Source organism: Leclercia sp. EC_58 (assembly GCF_019584355.1).
Taxonomy (GTDB): Bacteria; Pseudomonadota; Gammaproteobacteria; order Enterobacterales; family Enterobacteriaceae; genus Enterobacter.
In genome coordinates, this window is record NZ_VDAM01000016.1 from 1 (window position 1) to 914 (window position 914).

Consider the following 914-nt stretch of genomic DNA (forward strand, 5'->3'; position numbering starts at 1 on the left):
TAGGTTTTGTACGAAAAGTCGTTGTGGCTAAAATTGCCGCCATGACCGGTTGGAGGCCCGTATGGCAAGGCGTTACGAACTTTCTGATGCGTCATGGGAGCTGATCAAGGATTTGGTTTCTCCAGAACAGAAAATGGGCCGTCCTCGCAACAATGATCGTCAGGTTCTCCACGGAATTCTGTGGATCCTGTGCTCGGGCGCTCCCTGGCGCGACCTGCCTGAACGCTTTGGGCCTTGGTCAACGGTGTATCAGCGTTTTCGTGACTGGCGCGACGACGGCACATTCGAGCGAGTACTGGAGCGTCTGCATATTCGGCTGAACCGGGAAGGACTGATCGACTTGGACACCTGGATGATCGACTCCACCGCAGTACGAGCAACCCGAGCCTCTTCAGGCGCCGGGAAAAAGGGGGGCCTGAAGAACCGTTAGACCATGCCTTGGGGCGCAGTCGAGGCGGTCTGACCACCAAGATTCACATGGTGTGCGATGCCAATGGCGTGCCATTGCATTTCAGGCTTTCACCAGGACAAGCCAGTGATGTCTCCCACGCTCAGCCGCTGCTGGATGCTGTAAGAATTGCTGGCAAGCCAGGACGACCGCGTAAACGTAGCCGGTGGTTGCTGGCTGACAAGGGATACGATGCCGAGCACCTGCGCCAGTACTGCGACCGTTACCGAATGCAGCCGGTAATCCCATTGCGCGCTATGCCGCGCAAACCTCGACCTGGCTTGCCCCGACTGTTTGACCGGCCCAAATACCGGCAACGGAACATCATTGAGCGGATGTTTGGCTGGCTGAAAGAAAATCGCAGGATCGGCACTCGCTATGACAAGCTGGCCAAGAGCTTTGCAGCCATGGTCACCTTGGCCTGCAGCCTACGTTGCATGCGGCAATACTTTTCGTACAAAGCCTA

At 56.7% G+C, this 914-nt stretch carries 1 protein-coding gene; it reads left to right on the forward strand.

What is annotated here, in order from left to right; translation table 11 throughout:
- Positions 1-61: 61 nt before the first annotated feature.
- Positions 62-914 (forward strand): IS5 family transposase gene (locus FHC51_RS22800; RefSeq protein WP_104456750.1). Its coding sequence is split into 2 segments (ribosomal slippage), with 851 coding nucleotides annotated over them: positions 62-415 and positions 418-914; the frame shifts between segments, so codons are not numbered across the junction. This gene is flagged as partial in the annotation.